A 20,630-nucleotide genomic window follows, 5' to 3' on the forward strand; every position below is an offset into this window, starting at 1 on the left:
TTGGAACGCCGTATGCGGTGAAAGTCGCACGTACGGTGTGAACAGGGGGAAAAGCCAGCGATAACTTCAAAGGCTTACCTATCTGTATCAATAAGGATTATTATCTCAACTCTTAGAATACATATAAATAGTCAATAGCATTGCAAAACAGTCCAGGCTTTATCGAATTTTTTATTTTTGCAGTCTTCCTTGCGAATCCAGAAGTAGAGTTTGCCACTATCGCCCCACATATAGCCGAGGCCATCTTCCGAATCAAGCTGTAATAGGAGATGCCAATCCTTTGCGTGTGGTTCAAGCTCCATGTGTAACGGGTGATTGTAGGCTGTTGGATCCCCACAATATAAACCATTTGTAACAAACTGCCATTGTAAATACATATCCCCTTGAATCATATCAGGATGACCATCTATTCCTAGATAAGCTTATTACCGAAGTGGTGATTTTGATGCTGCTTGCATTACCGAAATGAATTGTTATATAAGAAAGTTGAAATTATAAGGATTTATATGATTTTTCTTTAATAGTTAGAGTAAATAATTTATTCAACTAACAGCCTTGTTTTAAATCGACAGTAAGGAAATAAGTTATCGGAATAAGAAGATTCCTATTTGATAATCTTGGTGTAGTTCATGAATCAACAAATAAGCTTTCTAGTATAAATCAAAATGCCTTTTTCAGAATTCCGACAGTTTAACATACATTTATTTACATTTACTTTCGATTGATAACTACTTCGAAGATACTCCTCCTTGTTGTGTAAATTGATATGTTTTCAAAGCTATTTCAACATTCAATCTGTTCTCTGGTGCCTCAAAATCAAAATTAAGAATCATTTTTATTTTTTCCAGCCGATGGTAGAGTGTTTGTCTTACAATATATAAATCTTGAGCCGTAAGCTTCTTTGATCGATCAAACTCAAAGTATTTTGCTAAAGTCAGAAGCAATTCTGTTCCGTACTCTTTATCATAGTAAATTAACGGTGAGAGATAGTCCTCAATAAAACTGGCTGTATCTTGATTCTGCTGAATTAATTGAATCAGACGATATATGCCTAGGTCTTCATAAAATGCACTTGTTGAAAATGTGGGATAATTTAAAACTAACTGTGCTTCTCGAAAACTATTATGAGCATCTAAAAGTAATTGGTATTGTCGTCCAATTCCTATACGGATTTGGCTAGACTCACCAACTCTAACAAATAGTAAGGTATCGACCACTTTCAAGATACGTTCTTTAGAGGAATTTGTTGTTCCCAGATCAATAGCTAATACTATAATTTGATTTCTTTTTGATGTGATATAGGGTGTAAAAGAATATTTTTCGAACTCAGAACGAATTTTTAAAGAGTAATGATAAATAGCAGATTCATTTTCTTCATCCAATAAACTTAATGAAGACGGTTGGAATGCCTCTTCAATCTCAATGATTACAATTCGATAACGAATGGAATTGCGCTTAGATGTTAACGAAGTAAAGCCCCATGCTTGTTCCTCATTATTAATTCGTCCATAAATTAAATCATTTAACCATGTAGATTCTAAACGTAATCTCTTTTCATCTAAATAATATTTTCTCAATAAGTCTTGTGAAACTGCGAGGGAAGCACGATCAAGTAATAGGGAATCAAACTCATCCGATTTACGATCTAAAACCATTACAAGGTACGCCCAGATTTGGTCCATTGCCCCAACTGGTTGGAGAAGGATAGTACGATTTATCATCTTCCATTCAAAGGGAGGATCATTTGTAATTCTGTAATTCCATTTATCCTTATCTTTATAAATAATTTGGAGTATTTGCTCCATAATATCATTATTTAAGCTTGGAATCGAAAAAGGCGTTCCTTCTAAAGGAAGATAGATAATTGATGCTTCAGTCTTCTGTTGCAATAGTTTTAATATATTTGATAATCCATGTGTAGTGAGTGACAAAGAATGGAATTCTCTTGAAATTGAATCTAATTCAACCAACTTTTCATGATGAGCATTAATGATAAACGAATGTATATCTTGTGTTATTTCTACGAAATTTACGAATTTTTCGAAAATAATAATTGGAAAGTTATACGCATTTGCCATCTCAATCATTTCTTTAGGAATCTCTTCGAAATAGTGTCCAAGTTCTATACATAAACAAGAGGCATTGCGTTCGATAAGATTAAACAAAAATGAAGTATTGGAGGAGTCTCTCCATTCAAACCCAAAGCCAGTGGAGAGTATCAGTTCACTTCCCTGAAAGATGGTATCATCAAAAAAAGGGATTTCAAGAACATGCGTCCATTTGACTTGACGTTGCAACCCGTTTGCACCCGCAACTACCTTCGTCTTTGAAAAGAGTGAGCGTTTAAGTACATCTTGTACAGTAAGCATATGTACCTCCTCGATTTATTTACTGTTGATAGAGTAATTTTATTACAACTATACTAGAAAATCTAATCCCATAAAATATGGAGTCATTTTTCTGTTTAATCTAAGTAACAGGATCAGTGTCTACAAAAGTATTTTTTAACTGAGAATCTATCGTAATATATCCATTTAAAGCTTTTTTGATCAGTTATTAATCTATTCAATAGAATAACACTTGTTTATTTAAAATGAAAACGACCAGACAATAGATGAATAATGGAAGAATTATTACTTTTTTTACTAATGTTGTATTCAGGAAAGTTCAGCTGACCTGCCTTGAGGTATTTTATTTATTGCTCTTAGTTAAAAATAAAATAATAAAAATTTAACCTCGTGTCCAATGCAAAGGTTGTTATTCATGTGTAATATTTATAATATTCACACAAATAAATTTCAAAAGGAGAATGCACAATGATAATAGGAGTTCCTAAAGAATTAAAAACTGCAGAAACTAGAGTGGGGTTAAATCCATCATGGGTAAAAAAATTAACAAGCTTCGGTCATCAAGTGTTAATACAAAACTCGGCAGGTGATGCTAGTGGTTTTAGTGACGAGAGCTATGTTTTGGCTGGAGCAAAAATCGTAAACTCAATTGAAGAGGTTTATGAGAAGGCAGAATTTGTTGTTAAAGTGAAAGAACTTCAACCCTATGAATATGACCTTCTTCAAGAGAATCAAATGATAATGGCATGGTTCCATTTAGCGGAAGATGTGGATCATGAAATGCTACAAGCGTTACTAGATAAAAAGGTAACTTCAATATCAATGGAATTAATCGTTTTACCTGATGGAACTAGACCTACGATTAAACCAATGAGTGAAATCGCAGGAACATTAGCAATGCTTGAAGCAGTCAAATATGCACAGTATGGAAATGGTGGAAAAGGTGTACTTCTACGAAAATTGGCTGGTTTACCGTCGAGCAACGTACTCATTCTTGGTGGTGGCAATGCTGGACTCAATGCTGCGCAAGTTGCCGTGGGTCTCGGATTAAATGTGACAATAATAGAAGCATCAATGAAACGTATGGATTATTTGAACAATCAGTTGCCTCAGGTGGACGTTTTGTATTGGGATGAAGAATTAATGTTCGAAGAGCTTATTCAAAGTGATGTTTTAATTAATACAATATATCCGTTGCCAGGGGTAACTGAGCCTCTTATAACACGCGAGATGGTCAGTAAAATGAAACCTTATTCTATGATTATTGATATCACTGGAGCCGGTTTAATCGAAACTTCACGTTATACGACTTTAGAGGAACCAATTTACTATGAACTAGATGTTCTACATTACTGTGTCCCAAATATGCCTGCATTATGTCCACAAACCTCGACAAACATAATGTTGATGACAACCGGTCAGTATATTATGAATATTTCGAATGATGGATTGAAGGATGTTATAGAAAATGATGTAATAGTAAAAAATTGTATCAGTACTCTGAACGGTGAAATTGTTCATCACGAGGTTGGGATCAATCATAACATGCCTTATACAGATATAAAAATGGAGTTACTATCGTCCAAATAATGAAATGTCTTTAGAGCAATCTCATATTTCTACTTTTCATATCTATTGTTATTGAACATGTTTCTACCAATTAAAAAGTCTGAAGGTCAGTAAAGATACCTTCGTGAAGATTGGAATTATATAAGATGTAATATACATTTCAATGAATTATCTTTGTCAACCTGCTGACGAGAATCTTTGCAAGGAATAGGTAAATAAGTTTAGGAAAAAATTCTAGACAATTCATAGAATGCTAACCTAGCATCTTACTGATCTTTTTATGGTTTCTAGAAAACTACTTATTAATAAAGCTATGGAAGTAATACAATAAACACTATTTTTTAAAAAGGGGTTAAATAGGGGAAAGGGGTGGGTGTTTGTCATGTCAAATATAGGAAAAATAGATAGAACTCTGACACTCATTCCAGTTGTAATGTTTGGTTTTTCATTTATGGGATTAACCACAGCTTTTACTATGTATGGTATTGCGGCTAATACTTCCCACGGCATGGTTCCGGGGGCAATGATAGTTGCAACAGTGGTAATGATGTTCACAGCTTATAGTTATGGGAAAATGGCAACTGCATTTCCAACTTCAGGATCAGCTTATGTTTACACGCAAAAATCAATCAATCCCTCTGTCGGATTTCTTGTCGGATGGGTGATCTTAATGGATTATTTATTTATGCCTATGTAAATTATTTGGCATTTGGTATTTTTTTCTCGGCAGCCTTTCCTATAATTCCTAGTTACGTCTGGATTGCAGGTATGCTGATGCTCGTCACATTTATTAATATCAAAGGATTGAAGTTTGCTTCCAGTATAAACGCATTAATAACGATTTTTGCATTTCTTTTTATTCTTATTTTTATAGGTTTTTCTATTAAGGAAATTTTGATGGGAGAAAGCACGGCCACTCTTTTTTCTCTTGAGCCGTTCTTTAATTCAAAAGAACCCTATAGTTATACAATAGCTGGAGCAGCATTATTATGTTTTTGTTTCTTAGGGTTTGAATCAGTTACAGCGTTATCAGAAGAGACAGTGAACCCTAAAAAAACAATTCCACGAGCTGTTATTTTAATTACTCTTGGTGGTGGGTTAATCTTTACATGTGTTTCATATTTTTCACATCTTATATGGCCAGCGTATCAGACCTTTAATAGTCCTGATGCGGCTGCCTACGAAATTATTAATTTTGTTGGTGGAAAGGTGATGTATTCAATATACCTTGCTCTTTACGCTTTAGCTGTATTGGGTAGTGCGATGTCCTCCCAGGCAAGTGCATCACGAGTCCTTTATACGATGGGGCGAGATGGACAGTTTCCTAAAAAGTTCTTTGGCACCCTGCATCCGAAATATAGAACACCTGTAAATAATATTCTGTTCATTAGTGTTTTCTCTTTGCTTGCTTTATTTTTAAGTTTAGAGCTTGTAGCATCATTTATTAATTTCGGGGCGTTTCTAGCGTATACTTGTGTTAATATTGCTGTAATTGCTCATTATTATATTAGAAAAAAAGAACGCTCGATAAAAGGAACTATCTTATATTTAATTATTCCTATTTTAGGTGCTTCTTTTAATATTTTGCTGCTGGTAAATCTTGATGTCCACTCAAAAATACTTGGAGTAAGTTGGTTAATAATAGGCTGTATTTATTTACTTGCATTGACAAAAGGACTTAAAGAACAGCCACCAGTATTGCAAATCGAAGAAAATTATGAAGTAGGTTTAAAATAAAGTCATGATGTTTATAAATACGATAAATTTACAGCTTAAACATAACTATTGTCAGTATCAAACCTAAGAGGTGTTGCTGAAATGAGGCAAATTTCACGCTTAGAAGAAGATTTGCTTGAAGAAAACAAAAAAAGGGGACGGACCCCAAGAGTATAGACAAATAAAAAAAGCATCTTCAATTGAAATCGGGTATACGGGTTTAGGTACCTAAACTTCAATTAGGAGGTGTTTTTTCTATGGGAACAAGAGTGAGTTATTCATACGAAGTAAAAATGAAGGCTATTGAGATGCGATTGGCTGGTATACCAACGAAGCAGGTTTTAATTGAATTAAATATAAGGCATAAAACACAAGTGGAAACATGGATGCGTTGGTATCGCGTTGCATTTTTTCTAACAAAATAAAGAAAGATTGTTGAATTAGTAAAACGATTATAAATAAAATACCTAAAATAATGAATGGTACCATTACTGTAGCTATTACGGGTCCAAGTAATAATCTCTCGTACTTTTTGTAGGTTAACGATATAAGAACGATGACTTCTAAAAAATCCGAATGGTGTCAATTTTTGTTCTAAATCATTAAGGGATAATGTGCATGGATAGGCTTCGTTCGCCACATAAACGCAAACGAGACCTTCAACACTCTCAATGTAATCAATCTCAGGCGGATTAAACAAAATGATTTTGTCATTTTTCTTTGTTGGGATTTTATCAAGCCTTATTGGTGCATTCTCGATAGGAGTGGAGACTGTTTCAAATTCATCCTCTTTTACATCAAGTGCATGTAAACCTAATGCATCTAATCTATATATTTCATTACTCGAAATAATTAGTTCCTCCAAATTGTTCGAAAGTAAAACAATGATCTTTTCTTGTTTTTGAAGAGCAATCAAAAACTTGAGAACATTTTGCTTTGAAAATTCATCTAAGTTTTGAAAGGGCCCTTCAATTATTTGAATGGCTGCTGAGCTTAGATATGTATGCAGCAATTTTAAACTTTGTTTTTCGCCATTAGGAAGCTTATAAATCTTTTTACTTTTTTGTTCAGTCAAAGAAAACAGCTTTAATATATCCTCTTTATTTTGAATAGAAGCTGTAAAAAGTTTCATAGAAAACTGTATATATTCGCTTACAGTAAGTCGCTCATATAATGCACTCTCACGTACATGCGTATATGTATTTTCTCGATTTGTAAACCATTGCATCAAAGTATTAATTTTCGTTACATCTGTATAGATGCCAACAATAGTTCCCGTATGTAAAGGAAGTTGAAAGCTTGGATAAATGACATTCCCTGATTCAGTGTAAGGGTCGATTTCTAAAAGTTGTTGTTGATTCAAAGTGATAGCCTCCACCAGATAATAGATTTATATAAAATTTTTTATATACGTATGTGCATGAATAGCACTTTCGTAATGATATGCAGAGTTATAACAATCCATAAATCCATGTTCACCTGGAAATTGAATAGTTTGAACATATTGTATGTGATTTAGTGCCTGTTTCAGGTCTTGCACATTGAAACTTTTTTCATGACTAGGTAAAAGAATCAGTGTCGGACAGCTTGGTTGCAGATCAAGATATTGGCGAATCCGTGAGCCATATACACATACAACACGATGCAAAGGTAGTGTAGAAAGTCGCCAAGCAATTGTTGCGCCTATACTAAAGCCGATAACAAGTACTTTGTCATATTGCTGGATAGCAGTTTTAAGCTTTCTAGCAAGTATTTTTAAGGGAGCGTCAAAACCAATTTCATTTGTGAAATGTGCATAAGCTTCTTCTTCCTGAGTATATGAGAAAATTTTTTCATCAGAGTAAAAATGGATACATTCTACATCGGTATACGCATCATTATATGCAAGAGCCTGTTCCCGAATAAAATCATTCACGCCATAAATCTCGTGTAAAATAAATATTTTTCTATTTTTTCTAATCATGGAGACTCCTTATTTGCTTTTTCAAATAGTGTAACAAACAGCGATAGAATAGTATATTTTATTCATTAAAAGTAAATTTATGGGCTGGTATTTTCTTTCTTATTATACAAAGCATAAAATAACTTTTAAGTACATTAAATTGGAAAAATATAAACTTTAGTTAAAGTCATATAGATAGCAATTATTTTAGTGCAAATTGGAAATGAAATAAAAGATTTATTTATATTAAAATAATATTTTCGCCAAGAACAGTAGGTAAACATCTTTTTAGAATTTTTTAAAAAGGGAGTAAAACATGTATTACTTCAGAAAAAAATTTTTGACTTTTTTAAAATAACAATGTAAAAATAACTTTATATTTTACGAGGAGGATGATGGAAATGATATACCAGTCGATTAATGTAAATGGTGGTGCATTACATTTTGCAGATTATCCAGGTGAGAAAGGTACGATTATTGCGGTACATGGCTTAACAGGGAACCATATGCAAATGCATTATTATGCTGAACTTTTAAAAGGCGAGTATCGTTTTATTTCGGTTGATTTAAAAGGGCGTGGCAATAGTGCACCGGCACCTGCAAATACAGGTATTGAGTTACATACACAAGATATATTGGCCTTGATTGATGCATTAAACATAGAACGACCGATTTTAATGGGTTATTCAATGGGTGCATTTATCATGGCGAATGTTGCGAGTAAACGACAAGATATAAAAGGTGTAATCTTACTTGATGGAGCTGCCACTTGTACAGATCATCAACGTCAAATTGTTGAGCCTTCATTGGGCCGAATTAGTAAGCCTTATGAAACAGCAGACGCATATGTCGAGGAAATAAAAGCAATTTATGGTCGGCTAGGCGTTGAATGGACAGATCATTTAACAAGTGTTGGGCGTTATGAGATTGCAGTACAAGATGGACATTGGGAAAATAAGTCTGACGAAGATAAAATTCGTTTAGATTTCCAAAGTTTTTATGACTACAAGCCTGAAGAAGTTTTTGAAAAAGTGGAATGTCCAATACTTTTAATTCATTCAACTGGTGGTATTGGAGCAATGCCCGCATTATTTTTAGCTGAATCTTATACAGAAACGCTCAAATATGCAAAAAATATTTGGAAATTCACTTCGGATAGTAATCATTACACTTTGGTTTTTGAAGAAAGAAAAGATGTTAACCCAGTAATACTGCGCTTTTTAGAGCGTTTCTAAAAAAAAGAGTTGCAGTTTTTTAAATTTTATGTGAATAATTAAATAACAAATAGTAAATGCCTATCGAGCAGCTTTAGAAAAAAGACCTTTTTCTACTTTCCCTGCTTGACTGTTGGCTACACTTTTCTTAACGTACGGTAAACGCCGTGCTTTTGGGGAAGTGTGGCCTTTTTTTATTCAAATTTTCTAAAAAGGGGAGTTATTAGATGGCAACAGGACTAGAGTATTTCAAAAAAGTTTATGATGTTGTACCAGGATGGGTGCAAAAAATGCACGATTATAATCCAGCGATGCTAGACCACTATACAGCACTTCGTGGAGCAGCAATGGCACCTGGTGTACTATCTGTGAAAGAAAAAGATATTTTGCTAGTCGGAATAAATGCTGCAAGACATTATGCACGCAGTATGGTGTATCACACGAAAGGCGCCATTGATGGTGGTGCCACACTCGAAGAATTGATCGAGTATTTACTCGTAGCATTTAACTTTGGTGGAGAAGAAGCGTTACAAATCGGCTTGCAGTCATTTGACTATGCGTTAGAACTAACGAATACGAGTGCTGACAAAATTTCGCATGAAGCACCGGCGATTGATATTGTGCGCTACTACAGTACGTTTGCTTCGAAAGATAAAAGTGAGACGTATTTTGAGAAATTATTGAGTTGCTTTGAGGCTAAAGATGAAAACGCTTTAAAACATGCATTACTTGATAGCAATGTTGTATCAACACAAATGAAATATATTTTAATGACAGGCATTTACACAACCGTATTGAAAAATGCAGAAACAGATTATTGGGCGAAACAATCACGTGAAATAGGTGTAGAAGAAGCGGAATTGGCAGAGCTAGGCTATATTTGCCTATTAACAGCAGGCATTCCATCTTGGTTTGAAATTAGTGATGCTCTTATCCAAAAATAACGGAGTGAATACAATGAAAATTTATGATTCAGTAGAACAAGCTTTATCTTGTGTAGAGAGTGGTCAAACGATAATGGTTGGTGGATTTGGTTTAGTAGGCGGTCCGCTCACTTTAATCGATGCACTAGTAGAGTTAGACGTAAATAATTTAACGATTATCAGTAATAATTTGGGGGAAAAAGGAAAGGGTCTTGGTAAATTGCTAGAGCAAAAGAAAGTAAAAAAAGCAATTGGCTCTTACTTTACTGGGAATCGAGATGTTGGCGAGGCATTCCAACGAGGAGAAATAGAAATTGATTTATTACCCCAAGGTACATTAGCTGAATCGATTCGAGCTGGCGGTGCAGGGATTGGTGGTTACTATACGAAAACTTCAGTCGGTACAGATTTGGCGAAAGGCAAAGAAACAAAAGTCATCAATGGTGATGAATACGTATTTGAGGAAGCGTTAAAGGCGGATGTTGCAATTATTCGTGCACATAAGGCAGATAAGCTTGGTAATTTAGTGTATTACAAAACCGCACGTAATTTTAATCCGATTATGGCAACTGCTGCAAAGACAGTAATTGTTGAGGTCGATGAAATTGTAGAAGCGGGCGAACTAAGCAGTGACGATATCATTACGCCACACTTATTCATTGATCGCATAATTGTAGCGCAAAAGATTTTAACGAAGGAAGGTGTCGTGGAACATGGCTAATCCAATTCAGGAGCTAATAGCAAAAAGAGCTGCTAAGGAAGTAGAAGACGGACAAATTATTAATTTAGGGATTGGAATTCCCACACTTGTGGCTAAGTACGTAGAAAATGACAATGTTCACTTTCATACAGAAAATGGCATGCTCGGAGTTGTAGGTGTTGATGAAGAGGAGATCGATCCGAATGTAGTGAATGCCGGAAAGATGCCAGTTGGAGAAGCGATTGGATCATCTTTTTTTAATAGTGCAGAGTCATTTGGCATGATTCGAGGGGGGCATGTAGATGTAGCCATTTTGGGCGTACTACAAGTAGATGAGCAAGCACGTATCGCTAACTGGGCAGTACCAGGTAAAAATATTATTGGTGTTGGTGGTGCGATGGATTTACTAATCGGAGCACAAAAGGTAATTGTCACGATGACGCATACATCTAAAGACGGGAAAAGTAAGATCTTAAAGGATTGCACTTATCCGATTACGTCAACACGTAGCGTTGATACGATTATTACGGAGTTGGCTGTTTTCAACTATGTAGATGGACAGTTACATTTGGTTGAATTAATGCCTGACATAACATTAGAGCAAGTAGAGGCAAGTACGGAAGCAAGTTTTGTCAATGCACTGAAATAGGGGGAAAAAGCATGAAAGAAGTAGTTATAGTAGAAGGCGTTCGAACAGCTATTGGTAAGTTAGGTGGTTCATTACTCAATGAGACAGCGGATATTCTTGGTTCAAAAGTGATTCATGCACTCCTTGATCGTACAAAACTAGATCCAACGCTAATTGATGAAGTAATTTTGGGACAAGCAAAACAAAGTGCTGATCAATCCAATGTTGCACGCCTTGCATCTTTACGTGCTGAATTACCAATTACAGTTCCAGGTTATACAGTACATCGCCAGTGCGGTTCTGGCCTACAATCCATTAATAATGCGGCACAGCAAATTGCACTTGGCTACAGCGATATTATTATAGCAGGTGGAACTGAATCTATGAGTACAGCACCGTATTACTTACGAAATGCACGCTATGGTTATGGTGTTGGTAATGCGGCTATCTTAGATCCGAATACAGAAAGTCAACCAGGCTCTCAACCGTTTGAAGTTTACGGTATTTCAACGATGATTGAAACAGCAGAAAATTTAGCAGAAAAATATGCGATCTCTCGTGAAGAGCAAGATGCATTTGCACATCGTAGTCAAGAACGTACAGCTCATGCAGTACAAGAAGGTTATTTTGAAAAACAAATAGTTCCTTACGAAGTGAAAAAACGGAAATCAGTAGAGATTTTTGAAAAAGATGAACATCCATTTTTAACGAGTCAAGAGAAGTTAAGTACGTTAAAGCCAGTATTTCGTAAAGGTGGATCAGTAACAGCAGGCAATAGTAGCGGGCGTAATGACGGTGCCGCGGCATTATTAATGATGTCGAAAGAAAAAGCACTAGAACTAGGTTACAAACCCAAGGTGAAAATACTGGCACAAGCAGCCGCTGGTGTAGATCCATCTATTATGGGAATCGGCCCAGTTCCAGCTACATTAAAAGCATTAAAGCAAGCAAATTTATCGATTCAAGACATCGAGGTTATTGAATTAAATGAAGCTTTTGCCGCACAATCTATCGCAGTGATCAATGAACTTGCTTTAGATATAGATCGGGTGAATCCAAATGGTGGTGCTATTGCTATGGGGCATCCTATCGGGGCAACCGGTGCTATTTTAATGACAAAGCTTATTTATGAGCTTGAACGAACAGGGAAACGTTATGGCTTAGTCACATTATGCATCGCAGGGGGACTTGGTGTGACAACAATCGTTGAAAACTGCCAAGCATAAAATAACACCGAGTACAATGGACTCGGTGAAATGTTTAACTATCTTTTTGAATTTTTTCAAGGTATCTCTTTTGTGCAGATTTTAGAGCAACTACGACTGAACCACTTGATGGGGCATAATAGTGCTCATCTACACGAGCAATTAATTCATCAATATTGGCTGTAATATCAAAGCCAATCAACATACGTTTAAAGAAGTCTTGTGCAAGATTAGTAATGAAAGTAAATTCTGCATCAATAATTTTATGGGTTTCTTTATCAATTTCTAACACAATACCGGCATGCTTGTACATCTCGTACATGGACGTGCCTTGGGGTGCTTTTGCATAAGCGGTCACTAAAATACTAGTTAATTTTTGCAAGGAAATGACCTCCAAAATGTATAGATTGTAAGTTAATTCTATCATGTTTTACGCAATAAAGAGGTACTTCCAAAAATTAATTAGTTCAACACATCAAGGGGGAATTAGTATGGAAAAGTTAACAAATTTTTTCACAGATATAATGAAGAAGTATTTACCAGATCCATTTGTATTTGCGATTGGGCTTACATTACTAACGTTTGTTTTGGCATTAGTAATTGAGGATATTGGTTTTGTGGATTTAACAACTGCTTGGGGTGGGGGATTTTGGGATTTATTAGCATTTACTACGCAAATGGCTGTTATTCTTGCAATGGGATATGTACTAGCTACAGCACCTATAACAGATAAATTGCTAAACAAGATTGCAAGTATGGTGCATACGCCAAAAATGGCAATTATCGTTGCAACGCTTGTTGGGGGTATTGGTAGTTACTTAAACTGGGGATTTGGTTTAGTTATTGGTGGGATTATTGCAAAAAAATTAGCTTTAAAAGTTAAAGGGGTCCATTACCCGCTGATCATTGCAGCAGCTTATTCTGGATTTACCTTCTATGGACTAGGTTTATCGGCTTCGATTCCAATTTTAATTTCCACTCCAGGTCACTTCTTGGAAGATGCAATGGGCTTAGTGACATTATCAGAAACAATTTTTAGCTTACCTATGATTATTACAACGGTCGTGCTGTTAATTACATTGCCTTTATTTAATGCGATGTTGCATCCAAAAGATCCGAAAAACGTTGTGGAGATTGATCCAGCATTGTATGCAGATCAACCAAAAGTAAAATTAAATCTATTAGTCGATAATACGTTAGCAAATAAATTGAATAATAGTCGCATTTTAGCGTACACAATTGGTGCGTTAGGTCTGATTTATATTGTAATATATTTCACAAACGGTAATTCATTAAACTTAAATATTTTAAACTTTATCATTTTATTCTTAGGAATTATTTTACTAGGGACGCCTGCACGTTATGCTGAGCATTTAGCAGATGGGATTAAAACAATTTCAGGGATTGTGCTGCAATTTCCATTCTACGCGGGTATTATGGCAATTATGGCTGCTTCTGGTTTAGTAGATACCATTGCGAAAGTATTCGTTGACTTATCCAACGAGCATACGCTGCCGTTTTGGGGATTAATTAGTTCATTCTTTATTAATTTCTTTGCACCTTCAGCTGGGGGACACTGGGCAGTACAGGGGCCATTCATGATTGATGCCGCAAAAGAGTTAGGCGCATCTTTATCTGAAACATCAATGTCCGTTATGTTAGGAAATGCCTGGAACGATTTAGTACAACCATTCTGGATTCTACCAGCGTTAGCACTTTCTCGTTTGAAGTTAAAAGATATTATGGGCTTCCTGGTTATGATTATGTTCTTTGTAGGTATTATTTACATTATGGCAATGTTAGCTTGGTCATATTTACTGTAGCCGAGAGGACTGTATTAAAACGGTAGATGCTCCAAATTAAAGAGTAATAGTATTATAGGATTTCAGCAAAAAATTCGCTAAACTTCTGTGGGAAGCGAGCCAAGCGAGCCTCCGCAGATGCATTAGCACTTGTGAGGCATGTGGATCGTCCGCGGAAGGAGAGCGAATTTTTTTTGTATCAAAATTTAATTGATCTGTTTAGTCAGCTTTTTTATAAAAGGGGGAATATGAATGTCGACGATGTATCAAGCGCTCCTAACAGAAGGTACATTAACAAAAAGGGACAAAACACTGATACTTGTAAGTTTATTTGCAGCACGCCGTGAGGAAAGACAAATGCTGTATTTCGTAGAGCGGGCAGTTGAAGCAGGTAATAGCGTCCCTGAAATTGCTGAACTGATTGCATCAGCCATTATTTCTAGAGGCATTCCCACTTGGTTATCTGGGATAGAAGCGATTTCCTATGCAATTGAGCTTCAAGGGGACGTTGTGGTTGTTGAAGAGAGGAAAGAGATAGCTGCATTTTCCTCACAGCAGGAATGTATTGATTACTATCAAGAAGAGTTTGATGTATTACCAACATGGATTCAATATTTAGTAGATTACGCACCAGATACATTATTAAAATATAGCAATCTGCGTACGACTTCTTTGCGAGATGGTGTAGTGTCTCGATTACTGAAGGAATTATTATTATATGCCATTAACGTTTGTGAAGCCTATGAAAAAGGCATTCTGATTCATAAAGCAAATGCCGTTTCACTTGGTGCGAATGCCACTGTTTTAGATGAAGTTAAAGCGCTATGTATTTATGCGGTAGGCATACAAGTAATTTGGAATGATGAGCAAGGTAAAGCTTAAAGAAGGAGACCCAACTATGCAAAAAGTACTGATAATAGGCGGAGGCTTTATGGGCTCGGCTATCGCGAAATATTTTATCCAATATAACGTGAATGTCTATTTATATGAGCCTAATATAGAAAGAATACAGCAATTGAAGCAGCAATCAGATTTACAACAAATCACTTTTTTACAGCAATTGGAACAAATTGATGGTTTAACATTTGTTTTTGAAGCTATTGTTGAAAATTTACAAGTAAAACAAGCTTTATTTAAACAGCTGGATTCATTTTATGGAAAAGAAGTTACGTTTTGTACCAATACTTCGAGTTATCTAATTAGCGACATTGCAGTAAAAATGATGCATAAAGAACGCTTAATCGGGACGCATTTCTTTTCGCCCGCACATATTACCCCTTTAATAGAAGTGGTTCCTAGCATTTATACATCACAGAACCGGGCAAATGCTACCATGCAATTTTTACAGAGCATAAGTAAAAAGCCAATTTTATTAAAACAAGAAATAGAGGGCTTTGTAGCAAACCGATTACAAAGTGCACTTGCTAGAGAAGCGATGTCTTTGGTTGAGAAGGGAATTGTAACAGCTGAAGAGTTAGACTTTATTGCTAAAATGAGCCTAGGTGTACGGTTAGCCAATACAGGGCCACTTGAGCAACGGGATATAAATGGTCTAGATACGCATTATGCCATTGTCGATTATGTATACCCAACTTTAGAAAATGGTACGAAACCACTTGCGATACATCATGCGAAAATAGACGCAAAACAATATGGTATGAAATCCGATCAAGGCTTTTACGATTGGTCATCCATCGATAAGCAACAATATTTAGCACAAAAAGAAAAGACATTAATAGATATTATTAAAATAGTTCAGTAGAAGTAACCTCTATAGTTGTCGAGGATTATGAAATCAGAACAGGAGTAGATATGGTGATGGAATATCAAGCATTAGTAAAGTGTTCAACAAAGAAAAAGGATGTTCAGTTTAAAACATATACTGTCCCGGAGTTAGATCATAATGAGTGTTTACTAAAGGTGAGTGCTGTTGGTATTTGTGGGAGCGATTTGCATATGTATGATGGACATGGTGGCTATGATTGGGTCACGTATCCACTTGTGCTCGGGCATGAAGTAACAGGAACTGTAATAGCAATGGGAGCTTCTGGTGATACATCACTCTTAAATAAAAGAGTGGTCATTAATCCATATAAAAGCTGTGGCGTGTGTGATTATTGTCAACGCGGTGAAACAAATTGCTGTGACTTCAATGAATATAAATATATAAAAACACCGACGGAAGCTCTTCGCTATGGTTTCCGTGAGGCTGGCGGTATGGCGGAGTATATGGCAGTAGATTTCAATAATATTATTGTCATTGACGATGCTGTAAGTGATGAAGTGGCAGCTATTTCGGAAGCCTTAGCCGTTAGTTATACCGCTGTATTAAAAGTAGCTGATTACAAGAAAAAGTCGATTTTAGTAATTGGACCAGGTCCTATAGGGTTGGGGGTAGCAGCTATATTAGTGGGAGCAGGTAATGAAGAAACACATATGTTAGGGGTTCCACAAGATAAGAGTCGTTTGCAGTTAGCAAAAAAGATAGGTGTACAAGCAACGTTTGTTTCGATGGAGGCACTAATTGACGATAAGTTTTCAGGCTATGATGCAATCATTGACTGTTCTGGTCATCCATCAATTCCGAAAGAAGCCATTCGTTTACTCAAACGAGGAGGCCAGCTTGTATTAGTCGGCATTAATGCAGCTGAATTTTCTGTGCCAATGGATCAAATTGTACGTGGTGAAATAATGATTAAAGGCAGTTATGGCATTACACAAGCAAATTATGAAGCGGTTTTACACATGGCTGCGGATGCAAAATATCCATTTCATAAGTTAGTCGCACATACGGTTTCATTTAAAGATAGTCTTCATGGTTTTGAAAGTGCGCTAAACAAAGTAAATGGAAAAGTTGTGATTCATTTTAAGGAGGAAGTATAAATGAAAATTATTGATTTAACATTAGAAATTTATGATGGCTTAGTTTCCTATACATCACATCCACCGATCGCTATACAAGAAGAATCTACATTTGACAACTCAGGTCATCGTTACGTAGCGCCATGTGAAGGATTTGAATCTCGCTTTTTACGTATGTCTGATCATAGTGGGACACATATTGACGCACCTCTTCACTTTATTCGAGGTGGAGAATCTACGGCTGAAATGGATTTAACAAAAACTTATGGGGATGCTGTCTTACTCGATGTATCTTCATTCAAAGATCCATTTGAGCCTGTAACTGCAGAAATGCTTTCAAAGGCTGAGCAAAGACAAGGGATTACTGTACAGAAGGATGATATTGTATTAGTACGAACACGCACAGCTAAGTGGGGAGAAGGAGACTTTTTCGCAGAGCATGCTTTTGCTACTAGTGCAGGTGATTGGTTATTTGAAAAACAAGTAAAATGCATAGGTCTTGATTTAGCAAATATTGATGTGCATGACAATATGCAACGTGAAGTGCATTTAAAGCTTTTGAGTGTGCCTATTTATATAGTAGAAAACCTAGTTAATCTAGAGCAGTTACCTTTAAATGAACGTTTTACTTTTATGGCGTTGCCTCTTAAATTGAAAAACTCAACTGCTTCACCAGTAAGAGCGGTAGCATATGTCAAATAACTCGTTAATACAATGTGAAGTATGCTGTTAACCATGCCTCAATAATAAATTCGGGCTACTCCTACAGTACGGCGAGCCAAGTGAAATTTTGAATCTGCGAGGTTTGAGAATAATCCTCAGAAAATCTAATCTAAAAAGAATGCTAGGCGAAATCCTGTCATTCTTTTTTTGTAAAGGTAAGAATCCGCTTAGACTCCTACGGGAAAGCAAAGCGGATTTCTACTGTATAGCTTGTCAATGTTTGAAAGGCTTTTAGGACAGCCCCTTAAATGTTATCTTGATGACTGAGTCAAAAAAGTTTTCATCTCAATACTGAGTGTGTTTAATTCTTCAATAATTTCGCTAAAATCATGGACAAGTTGAGCTTGTTCATTAGTGGCACTATTAATTTGACCCATATTTTGTTTTAAGTTTTCTAGATTATTGTTGATATTGCGTAGTGATGATTCAATGCTGTCTGTTGCAGTAGTTGTTTCAAGAGAAAGTTTTCGGACTTCCTGTGCGACGATATTAAATCCAGCCCCGTGTTGTCCCGCACGCGCAGCCTCAATGGATGCATTTAACCCAAGTAAATTTGTTTGCCGTGAAATGCTCTTAATCAAATCTGTGACACCATTTGTTTTTTCTGCATCTTCTAAAGCAAATTGCGCTTGTTTATTAACTTCTTCACTTGTGGCAGCTAACTCTTCTGAATGGGATGCAATCGTATGTACTTTATCTTGGAGGTTGTGAATAATGTCATTCATCGATCGGATATAGTTATCTATCTTTAAGGAACGATCAATAGGTAATCCAAAAGCCAACGCGCCTACAACTTTCCCATTGTCACGAACAGGGAATGCAAAGGCGTTAAAATCCACTCCATAAACTTCCTTTGGTACAATTAAATCTGAACTATGGCCCTTAAGTGGTAAATGAAGATTTGCATCATCAGGATGGATTTTATCACCATTTTTATAGCCTGCATCTATTCTTTTTCCTGGCAGATGAACAACAATGCTTTCCGTTTCTTTTTCAACCAATGCCATCATGGCTTCTTCTTTGAGTGCCAGATGAATGTAAGGCATTGCTGCTGTTAAAGCTTCAATAATATTCATAATATCCCCCTTATATTAAATTGATTGTAGCTAATACATGTAATAATAAGTAAATATTGTTGAAATATTTAATCAGAATACTCTTTTAATTGTATGAAATAAACAAGTTTATAAAAAGACTAAAATTTACCAATATCCTTTGAATTTGGATAAATTTTATTTCAAATACGCAATTTAATAGACTGTATCTATCATTCTTATAGAATTGTTTGATTGATAGCTAGAAACTGCTCATTATAGGCTTTGTTTTTATTGGAGGTAGTAGATATAAGGACATATTTAGATTTTGTTTCTAAAAAGTTACCTGAATTTCACTTCACATATGTATATTTTTACAAGAGCAAAAATGAACATAGCTTTTACTTTTTTGGACAACCTAACTAAGAAATAATAGCATGAGGTGATGATCATGATAGTAGAAAGGTCGTCCGAATGGGAAGAAGGCTTTATAAATCGATTAGAAAATCTTGAAAAATGGGATAGTTGGACATTGTACAAGATGAGCTATGATAATTTGAAAATGAATTTAATTCCCGAATTCACGGGTTTACAAGCGACTAAATATTTACCCAATTTAACGCCGCTCACCCATCAGTTAGAAGCGGCTGAAACCGTTATTGAACGAATGAACGGGAAAGCGATACTTGCTGATGAAGTAGGGCTTGGTAAAACGATTGAAGCGGGTCTAATCTTAAAGGAATACCTTATTCGGGGGCTTGTAAAAAAAGCGTTGATTTTGGCACCGGCTTCACTTATTAATCAATGGATAGAAGAACTAAATCAAAAATTTCATATTCCAGCAATAGCTTATAAAAAGAATTGCCCAATTGACCGCTATGATATTGTAATTATGAGCATGGATACGGCAAAAAAGAGCCCACATAAAGAGCTTATTTATGAGCAAGATTATGACATGATTATTATCGATGAGGCCCATAAATTAAAAAATCATAAAACTCAAATTTACGAATTTGTACAAAGCCTAAAGAAAAAGTTTTGCTTATTATTAACCGCCACACCCATTCAAAATGATGTATTTGAATTATATTATTTGATTTCTTTACTAAAACCAGGTCATCTGGGAAATTATGAAACATTCCAATCAGCATTTTCAGCGAGCAAGCATGATTTAGAACATGATGATTATTTGAAAGAGTTAGTTAATCAGGTGATGGTTAGAAATAGAAGAGAAGACACGGGTATCGAGTGGACAAAACGTCGTGTTCAAATCGTTCCAATTCAATTTACTAATGAGGAAAAGGCAGTTTATGATTTACTAGGAACGCTTTCTACAGGCTCATTCTCATTAATTACTTTGCAAAAGGAAATGTGCAGTAGCAAAGAAGCGACGGCTTTAACTTTATCAAAAATGCTCGAAGATAGTAAGGAATCCAAAGAGATTGAAGAGATACTTGCCAAATTAATGGCTTTAGAAGTAAATTCTAAAGCAGAAAAAATGCTGGAAATTATAGAGCAGGCCAATGATAAAGTCATTATCTTTACGGAGTATCGGGCAACTCAAATCTACTTGCAATGGTACTTACATTCTAAAGGCATTACGAGCGTTCTTTTTAATGGCAAGTACAATAAAAATAAGCGAGACTATATGAAGCATCTTTTTAAGGAAAAAGCGCAGGTGCTCATTGCTACTGAAGCAGGTGGGGAAGGAATTAACCTTCAATTCTGTCATCATGTCATTAACTACGATTTGCCTTGGAATCCCATGAAGCTTGAGCAACGTATTGGTCGTGTGCATAGGTTAGGGCAAGAACATGACGTTCATATTTATAATTTGGCTATAGAAAACACGATTGAAAAAGATATATTGGCATTGCTCCATACGAAAATCGATGTATTTGAGAAGGTAGTAGGAGACTTAGATGCTATCTTAACAAATTTCAAAAAATCCGTTTGACATGTGA

17 protein-coding genes and 3 pseudogenes are annotated in these 20,630 nt (G+C 35.7%); 14 read left to right on the plus strand and 6 right to left on the minus strand.

Annotated elements, in window-relative coordinates; all coding sequences use genetic code 11:
* Positions 1 to 131: 131 nt before the first annotated feature.
* Together ACQKII_RS22795 and ACQKII_RS22800 are read right to left on the minus strand one after the other, a co-directional pair.
* Positions 132 to 410, minus strand: a complete 279-nt coding sequence (locus ACQKII_RS22795) for a DUF1963 domain-containing protein (protein WP_427462774.1) — start codon at positions 408 to 410, stop codon at positions 132 to 134.
* A gap of 318 nt (positions 411 to 728) precedes the next feature.
* Entirely contained in the window at positions 729 to 2,369 is a 1,641-nt protein-coding gene (locus ACQKII_RS22800; protein ID WP_427462730.1) for a PucR family transcriptional regulator, read from the minus strand.
* A 447-nt stretch (positions 2,370 to 2,816) separates the two neighbouring features.
* Here ACQKII_RS22800 and ACQKII_RS22805 point away from each other — a divergent pair, with 447 nt between their 5' ends.
* The 3 genes and pseudogenes from ACQKII_RS22805 to ACQKII_RS22815 all read left to right on the plus strand — a co-directional run.
* Positions 2,817 to 3,938, plus strand: coding sequence for an alanine dehydrogenase (locus ACQKII_RS22805; protein ID WP_427462731.1), 1,122 nt, complete (start codon positions 2,817 to 2,819; stop codon positions 3,936 to 3,938).
* A gap of 454 nt (positions 3,939 to 4,392) precedes the next feature.
* Positions 4,393 to 5,654 (plus strand): annotated as a pseudogene (locus ACQKII_RS22810) (APC family permease).
* 236 nt (positions 5,655 to 5,890) lie between these two features.
* Positions 5,891 to 6,034: pseudogene (locus ACQKII_RS22815) on the plus strand (IS3 family transposase); the annotation flags it as partial.
* Positions 6,035 to 6,138: 104 nt separating this feature from the next.
* Here the strand turns inward: ACQKII_RS22815 and ACQKII_RS22820 are convergent.
* Positions 6,139 to 6,861, minus strand: a pseudogene (locus ACQKII_RS22820) (LytTR family transcriptional regulator DNA-binding domain-containing protein); the annotation flags it as partial.
* Between the two features lie 162 nt (positions 6,862 to 7,023).
* Entirely contained in the window at positions 7,024 to 7,596 is a 573-nt protein-coding gene (locus ACQKII_RS22825; RefSeq protein WP_427462732.1) for a dienelactone hydrolase family protein, read from the minus strand.
* 371 nt (positions 7,597 to 7,967) lie between these two features.
* Between ACQKII_RS22825 and ACQKII_RS22830 the strand changes: the two genes are divergently transcribed.
* The 5 genes from ACQKII_RS22830 to ACQKII_RS22850 all read left to right on the plus strand — a co-directional run bounded on the left by ACQKII_RS22830 (position 7,968) and on the right by ACQKII_RS22850 (position 12,266).
* Positions 7,968 to 8,810: an alpha/beta fold hydrolase gene (locus ACQKII_RS22830; protein WP_427462733.1), complete on the plus strand. Its 843-nt coding sequence runs from the start codon at positions 7,968 to 7,970 to the stop codon at positions 8,808 to 8,810.
* A gap of 206 nt (positions 8,811 to 9,016) precedes the next feature.
* Positions 9,017 to 9,733, plus strand: coding sequence for a carboxymuconolactone decarboxylase family protein (locus ACQKII_RS22835; protein WP_427462734.1), 717 nt, complete (start codon positions 9,017 to 9,019; stop codon positions 9,731 to 9,733).
* 13 nt (positions 9,734 to 9,746) lie between these two features.
* On the plus strand, positions 9,747 to 10,433 hold the full coding sequence (locus tag ACQKII_RS22840) for a CoA transferase subunit A (protein ID WP_427462735.1): 687 nt from the start codon (positions 9,747 to 9,749) through the stop codon (positions 10,431 to 10,433).
* Positions 10,426 to 11,061 carry a 3-oxoacid CoA-transferase subunit B gene (locus ACQKII_RS22845; RefSeq protein ID WP_427462736.1) on the plus strand — a complete coding sequence of 212 codons (636 nt, stop codon included), beginning with the start codon at positions 10,426 to 10,428 and terminating at the stop codon, positions 11,059 to 11,061. Before ACQKII_RS22840 ends, ACQKII_RS22845 begins: the two co-directional genes overlap by 8 nt.
* An 11-nt stretch (positions 11,062 to 11,072) precedes the next feature.
* The gene (locus ACQKII_RS22850; protein WP_427462737.1) at positions 11,073 to 12,266 is read left to right on the plus strand and encodes a thiolase family protein; all 1,194 of its coding nucleotides are present in this window, start codon (positions 11,073 to 11,075) and stop codon (positions 12,264 to 12,266) included.
* Positions 12,267 to 12,300: 34 nt separating this feature from the next.
* Here ACQKII_RS22850 and ACQKII_RS22855 read toward each other — a convergent pair whose 3' ends face one another.
* A complete protein-coding gene (locus ACQKII_RS22855; protein ID WP_427462738.1) occupies positions 12,301 to 12,627 on the minus strand; it encodes a DUF3870 domain-containing protein in 327 nt (108 codons plus the stop codon).
* A 109-nt stretch (positions 12,628 to 12,736) separates the two neighbouring features.
* On the opposite strand from ACQKII_RS22855, the gene ACQKII_RS22860 reads away from it, so the two are divergent.
* From ACQKII_RS22860 to ACQKII_RS22880, 5 genes are all read left to right on the plus strand, one after another.
* On the plus strand, positions 12,737 to 14,068 hold the full coding sequence (locus ACQKII_RS22860; RefSeq protein ID WP_427462739.1) for a short-chain fatty acid transporter: 1,332 nt from the start codon (positions 12,737 to 12,739) through the stop codon (positions 14,066 to 14,068).
* A 231-nt stretch (positions 14,069 to 14,299) separates the two neighbouring features.
* A complete protein-coding gene (locus ACQKII_RS22865) occupies positions 14,300 to 14,929 on the plus strand; it encodes a carboxymuconolactone decarboxylase family protein (RefSeq protein ID WP_427462740.1) in 630 nt (209 codons plus the stop codon).
* Between the two features lie 16 nt (positions 14,930 to 14,945).
* A complete protein-coding gene (locus ACQKII_RS22870; RefSeq protein WP_427462741.1) occupies positions 14,946 to 15,809 on the plus strand; it encodes a 3-hydroxyacyl-CoA dehydrogenase NAD-binding domain-containing protein in 864 nt (287 codons plus the stop codon).
* A gap of 56 nt (positions 15,810 to 15,865) precedes the next feature.
* Positions 15,866 to 16,930 (plus strand): zinc-dependent alcohol dehydrogenase, encoded by a 1,065-nt coding sequence (locus ACQKII_RS22875; RefSeq protein ID WP_427462775.1) that lies wholly within the window; start codon positions 15,866 to 15,868, stop codon positions 16,928 to 16,930.
* On the plus strand, positions 16,931 to 17,611 hold the full coding sequence (locus ACQKII_RS22880; RefSeq protein ID WP_427462742.1) for a cyclase family protein: 681 nt from the start codon (positions 16,931 to 16,933) through the stop codon (positions 17,609 to 17,611).
* Positions 17,612 to 17,883: 272 nt separating this feature from the next.
* Here ACQKII_RS22880 and ACQKII_RS22885 read toward each other — a convergent pair whose 3' ends face one another.
* Positions 17,884 to 18,708, minus strand: a complete 825-nt coding sequence (locus tag ACQKII_RS22885; RefSeq protein WP_427462743.1) for a methyl-accepting chemotaxis protein — start codon at positions 18,706 to 18,708, stop codon at positions 17,884 to 17,886.
* A gap of 403 nt (positions 18,709 to 19,111) precedes the next feature.
* On the opposite strand from ACQKII_RS22885, the gene ACQKII_RS22890 reads away from it, so the two are divergent.
* Entirely contained in the window at positions 19,112 to 20,623 is a 1,512-nt protein-coding gene (locus ACQKII_RS22890; protein ID WP_427462744.1) for a DEAD/DEAH box helicase, read from the plus strand.
* Positions 20,624 to 20,630: the final 7 nt, after the last annotated feature.

The sequence above is a fragment of the Lysinibacillus sp. NPDC048646 genome (assembly GCF_050272295.1).
Lineage (GTDB): Bacteria > Bacillota > Bacilli > Bacillales_A > Planococcaceae > Lysinibacillus.